3 protein-coding genes and 3 pseudogenes are annotated in these 4,881 nt (G+C 63.5%); 3 read left to right on the top strand and 3 right to left on the bottom strand.

The window, feature by feature from the left end:
- Together IL252_RS17170 and IL252_RS17175 are read right to left on the bottom strand one after the other, a co-directional pair.
- Positions 1-74 (bottom strand): annotated as a pseudogene (locus IL252_RS17170) (IS6 family transposase); the annotation flags it as partial.
- A 364-nt stretch (positions 75-438) separates the two neighbouring features.
- Positions 439-795 (bottom strand): annotated as a pseudogene (locus IL252_RS17175) (IclR family transcriptional regulator); the annotation flags it as partial.
- A 143-nt stretch (positions 796-938) separates the two neighbouring features.
- Between IL252_RS17175 and IL252_RS17180 the strand changes: the two are divergent.
- On the top strand, positions 939-2,774 hold the full coding sequence (locus tag IL252_RS17180; protein WP_208629042.1) for a DUF2264 domain-containing protein: 1,836 nt from the start codon (positions 939-941) through the stop codon (positions 2,772-2,774).
- A 9-nt stretch (positions 2,775-2,783) separates the two neighbouring features.
- Here IL252_RS17180 and IL252_RS17185 read toward each other — a convergent pair.
- Positions 2,784-2,954, bottom strand: a pseudogene (locus IL252_RS17185) (DUF362 domain-containing protein); the annotation flags it as partial.
- Here IL252_RS17185 and IL252_RS17190 point away from each other — a divergent pair.
- Positions 2,917-3,684 (top strand): DNRLRE domain-containing protein, encoded by a 768-nt coding sequence (locus IL252_RS17190; protein ID WP_244257343.1) that lies wholly within the window; start codon positions 2,917-2,919, stop codon positions 3,682-3,684. The pseudogene IL252_RS17185 and the gene IL252_RS17190 overlap by 38 nt on opposite strands.
- Before the next feature lie 645 nt (positions 3,685-4,329).
- Complete coding sequence (locus IL252_RS17195; protein ID WP_208629043.1) at positions 4,330-4,503, top strand: hypothetical protein; 174 nt, start codon at positions 4,330-4,332, stop codon at positions 4,501-4,503.
- The last annotated feature ends 378 nt before the right edge of the window (positions 4,504-4,881 follow it).

The following is a 4,881-nucleotide window of genomic DNA, read 5'->3' on the forward strand; positions in this document are numbered from 1 at the left end:
GGGGTGCGCTCGTTCTCCCAAACGTCTTGACTGTCTGTTTCCAACGTTTCTCTGAGCAGGTCTGCGAGTTCCATAGACAGTTCTCGCTACGGCCTGCTCATTCCTCAATCCTCAACTAGACAGTGCCGTATACACAATAGTATCCAGATATGTGGACTTTCGTTCTCTATAAGATAATATTGGTCGTGCTTTACTGTACACAGTTTGCCAACACAGACCCCGTCCGGAGTTCGTCGAGGCGAAGCCGCCGTAATGTGACCTCTCGCGCACACACAGACGTTTTCGAGCCTTATTGGACGTTCGTATTGCATTGCTGGACAGATCGTGTGGGACAGCTTCGGCTTCGCCGTGGATCGATGGTCGTGGGACGCTCGCCCGTCTCGTCGTACGGCAGCTTGCCAGTTGATGCGGCGAGGCGCTGGACGACTCGGTGTCGGACTACGTGTACGTGATGTTGAGTTCGATGACGTTGGCGACGCTCTTGAGCTTCGCAGGGAGTTTCGAGCGGAAGCGATCCCCCTGAAGCCGGCTCGTCGGCCCGGAGACGCTGATCGCGCCCTCGACGACGTCGTCGTTGTTCACGATCGGGACGGCGACACACCGCAGGCCCTTGACGCGGGCCTCGTCGTCGAAAGCGACGCCCTCCGTTCGAACGCGTTTCAGGCGCTCGAACAGTTCGTCGCGTTCGGTGATCGTGTTCTCGGTCATCTCCGGGAGACCGTGTTGCTCGATGATCTCGTCGACGCGGTCCTCGGGGAGGTGCGCGAGGATCGCGTTGCCCAGTGCCGTACTGTTGGCTGTCAGTTCGTGACGATATTCGCCACCTCGCGTGCGGCGAAATCGGCCACGGACGGCTGACAGTGTCGGGCATCGCCTCGAACTGCGACGTGTGGGCGACGAGCCACAACATACATTGTCCACAGCGCGGTTGGGGTGGTATGGGAAATCCAGTCACGGAGAACCCACTGGCGACGCGGTCGGACGTACAGCGGGCGGTGCGACAGCTCGTCGCACCGCTGGAACCACACCACAGTCCCGGCGGGGCGCTCGTTCGCGTCGGCGCGGCCGGCGCGTCGTTCCCGAACCACGAAGCGGGGATCGAGGGGTACGCTCGCTCGCTGTGGGGCGTCGCCACGCTCGCGGCCGGCGGCGGCGAGTTCGACGGGTGGGAGCGGTATCGGGCGGGACTGGTCAACGGGACGGACCCGGAGCACCCGGAGTACTGGGGCACGATCGCTGACGGGCGACAGAAGGTCGTCGAGGGCTCCTGTCTGGGGATGGCGCTCGGGCTCGTCCCAGAACAGCTCTGGGAGCCACTCGACGAGGCCGAACGCGAGCGAGTGCAGACGTGGCTGACGGCGGCAAACGGCGAGTGGATTCCGGACAACAACTGGCGGTTCTTCCGGGTGCTGGCCAACGTCGGGCTGTCGTCGGTCGGTGCCCCGTTCGACCGCCAGCAGGTCGCGACCGACCTGGACCGTCTCGAAACCTTCGCGCTCGACGACGGCTGGTACGCCGACGGTCCGGACGCCCCAGTCGACTACTACTCTGCGTGGACGATGCACGTCGAGGGGCTCCTCTACGCCTGGCTGGCCGAGGACGATCCCGAGCGCGCGGCCCGGTTCAGACGGCGGGCGATCGAGTTCGCCAGCGAGTACCGCCACCTGTTCGAGCCAAGCGGGCGCGCGGTCCCCTACGGCCGGAGTCTCACCTATCGATTCGCCCAGGCCGCGTTCTGGGGCGCGCTCGCACTCGTCGGTCGAGACGCCGACCTCCCGTGGGGCGAGATCAGGGGGCTGTGGCTCCGGAACCTCCGGTGGTGGTTCGACCAGCCGATCTTCGCCGCCGACGGGACGCTGACCGTCGGCTACCGGTACCCCTCACAGAAGATGACCGAGCGGTACAACTCCCCGTCCTCGCCGTACTGGGCGTTTCGTGCGTTCCTGCCCCTGATCGTCGACGCGGACCACCCCTTCTGGACGGCCGACGAACGGCCCCTACCCGAACTCGACCGGCAGCGACCGATCAAGGCGGCGGACCTGCTCGTCCGGCGCGAGCCGGACCACGTCGTCGCGTTCACCGGCGGCACCGACGCGCCCCGCTACCGGAACAAGTACGACAAGTTCGCCTACTCCAGTCACTTCGGGTTCGGCGTCGACGACGGGATCGCCGGGCTCAACGCCTGTGGCATCGACAGCACGCTCGTGGTCAGTGCGGACGGCGAGCACTTCCGCGGACGGACAGCGGCCCTCGACGGCAGCGTCGACGACGGCGTCGCAGCGTCGACGTGGGACCCTTTCGACGACGTGACAGTCAGCACGAAGGTGCTCCCGGTCGGGCCGTGGCACGTCCGGATCCACCAGCTCGAAGCCGCGCGGGCGATCGAGACCGCGGAAGGCGGCTTCGCGCTGCCGACGACCGAGGAACCGTACGCCGACGACGTGCGAGAGACGACCGAGGGGCAGATGGCGGCAGTGTCGTTCGAGGACTTCAGCGGCCTCCGGGCCGTCGGCGGCGGGGACCGCTGTGAGCCGGCGGTGACGACACCGGTCCCGAACACGAACGTCCAGCACCCACGCACCGCGGTCCCGGTCCTGTCTCGCTCCTTCGAGCCCGGCAGTTACCGGTTCGCGACGGCCGTCCTCGGCGTGCCGGGGACAGCCAGCCCGACGGCGTGGACCGAACCGCCGACCGTCGAGTGGACCTGGTCGGGGGCCACGGTCAGCGACGGCGAGGGAGAGACGAGACAGACAGTCAGTCTCGAACAGCAGTAGTAACGATCGTCAGTCCGCCAGCGAGGCGCTGAAGGTGCCGTCGTCGAACTCGATCAGCGTCGCTTCCTCGACGACCCGGAGGTCCTCGAGCTGGCGTGCTTCCTCGATCAGGGCCTCGGAGGCGAAGAAGCGAGCGAGGTGCATGGTGTCACGCGCCCGGACCACGCGAACGGTCTCGGTGAGCGGCCCAGCAGCCGTCGTCATCAGACACCGCAACGACGAGCTCGTGATCGGCGTCGCCGACCCCTCCCGAACACAGGAGACGGTCACCGTCGAGTACGAGCACTACACGGACGGAATCGTCAGTACAGACTCGGCGGTCGGCGTCACGCAGTTCCAGCTAGGTGTCACGATGGAGGTCGCCGTCGGCGGCACTCGCGGTGCGACTCACTCGGCGACCTTCGACGCCCCCGTCACAGAGCTCTCACCGCGTGGAGACACGTTCGTCCGGGACGGGTCGTACTCCGGCGACAACTACGGTTCGTGGTCCTCGTTGGTCGTCAAAGGCGGTCCGACGGGCTACAGCAGAGAATCGTATCTCGCGTTCGACCTGGCGTCAGTCGCGGGCGAGGTACGGGAGGCCGTGCTCGACGTGTACGGCGCGGTCACCGACGACAACGGCGGAGCGTCCGTCGACTGTACGGTCGCCGCCGTCGACGACGACAGCTGGACGGAGGACGGACTCACCTGGGACACGAAACCCGAACTGGGCTCGTCGCTGGGCTCTCTGACCGTCACCCGAACGCCGCAGTGGTGGACCGTCGACGTGACCGAGTTCGTCCAATCGGAGGCCGGCGGCGATAGCGTCGTCAGTCTGGCCGTCCAGCAGCCACAGAGCAGCCTGTACACCGACTTCAACAGCCGAGACGCCGACGAGAAGGTGCCGACGCTTCGGGTACAGACCTCGTAGCCGGACACCGAACTCTTTCATCACAGTCGAAGATCGTTCGAGTCGTCCACAGCGTGACCAGACCGACGGCAGCCGTCGGGATAGCCAGTACGCGTGCAGATATGACGACTGCAGTCCAGCATAACTAAATCATTCGCTGCGAGAACCAGACCTATGTCAGAAAAACGCGAGAGAATAACTCATGGTGAAGAGTGTTTGTCTATAATGTATAGAGTTCTCTATTAGCGGATTTAGTAGCATATCAGACCGATGAGTTGCATTACAGCACTAATGCTGTAATAGAGTCGGATCATCCCGTATCTCGTCCAGTCGATCGTAGAACGACCGTGGATCGACGACTCGAGACCGACTCTCCGAATCGGCCGTATCTGCGATGATTATAGAGAGGAATTTCATCAGGTGTAGTATATAACCGCCATACTAATCTCGTATATCAAATATAAGCAATCTCTTACAAGCTTCCAGACACAGGAAGGTATTTTCGTGCTCTTTATCCAAGATATAGATGTATTTTTGGCCCACTTGGTGTCAGATCCGCCTTTCAAATAATCAGGTGGCCACACATAGCTCTGAGCGACGGTCGGTATCCCCATTGGCGAATTAGTTCGGGAGAACGCTCACGGTCGTCGGGCAACAGCGATCCGCATGAAGCAATCGGTGATCGACCGGCCGGAGATCGCGTGCGCGCTGCTGTGCGGTGCTGTCGGGTTCGGGTTGTACGGCGTCGAGAGTGGCGTGCTGTGGACCATCGTCGGATACTTCCTCGGCAAGTCCATCGAGAGTCTGTTCTGGACCGTCACCGGAGGTCCGAGCTCGTAGGCCACCACGCAGCGAACGACGACGAGCTCGCAGGTGTGCGAAGCGATCGGAGACGACACGCGCGACCAGCGACCCTTGTGCTTTTACATGCGTCGAAGCACCACGCGCGCAGTGGTCCTCGTCGCGAGAGGACAGGCTCATCGATCCGGACGGAGACGCCGACGTGGTCTCCACACGGCTGCAACGAGCCTCCCCTCCATCGGAGCGATATCTCTCAGAAGACAGAGAGACCGGGCACCGCCGCTCCCCGATCGATATGAAAAAAGCCCGCAGCCACCACGGCTGCGGGCTCTGTAGTATGAATAGCAGGCGGCGAACCGGCTTTCCCAGGGGTTCGCACACCCCAGTACTCACCGGAACGCTGGCAGGCTTAACCGC

Source organism: Halomicrobium sp. IBSBa, assembly GCF_017612575.1.
Lineage (GTDB): Archaea > Halobacteriota > Halobacteria > Halobacteriales > Haloarculaceae > Halomicrobium.

Coding starts and splice junctions, on each gene's coding strand:
- IL252_RS17180 (WP_208629042.1), top strand. CDS start 939: ATGGGAAATCCAGTCACGGAGAACCCACTGGCGACGCGGTCGGACGTA.
- IL252_RS17190 (WP_244257343.1), top strand. CDS start 2,917: ATGGTGTCACGCGCCCGGACCACGCGAACGGTCTCGGTGAGCGGCCCA.
- IL252_RS17195 (WP_208629043.1), top strand. CDS start 4,330: ATGAAGCAATCGGTGATCGACCGGCCGGAGATCGCGTGCGCGCTGCTG.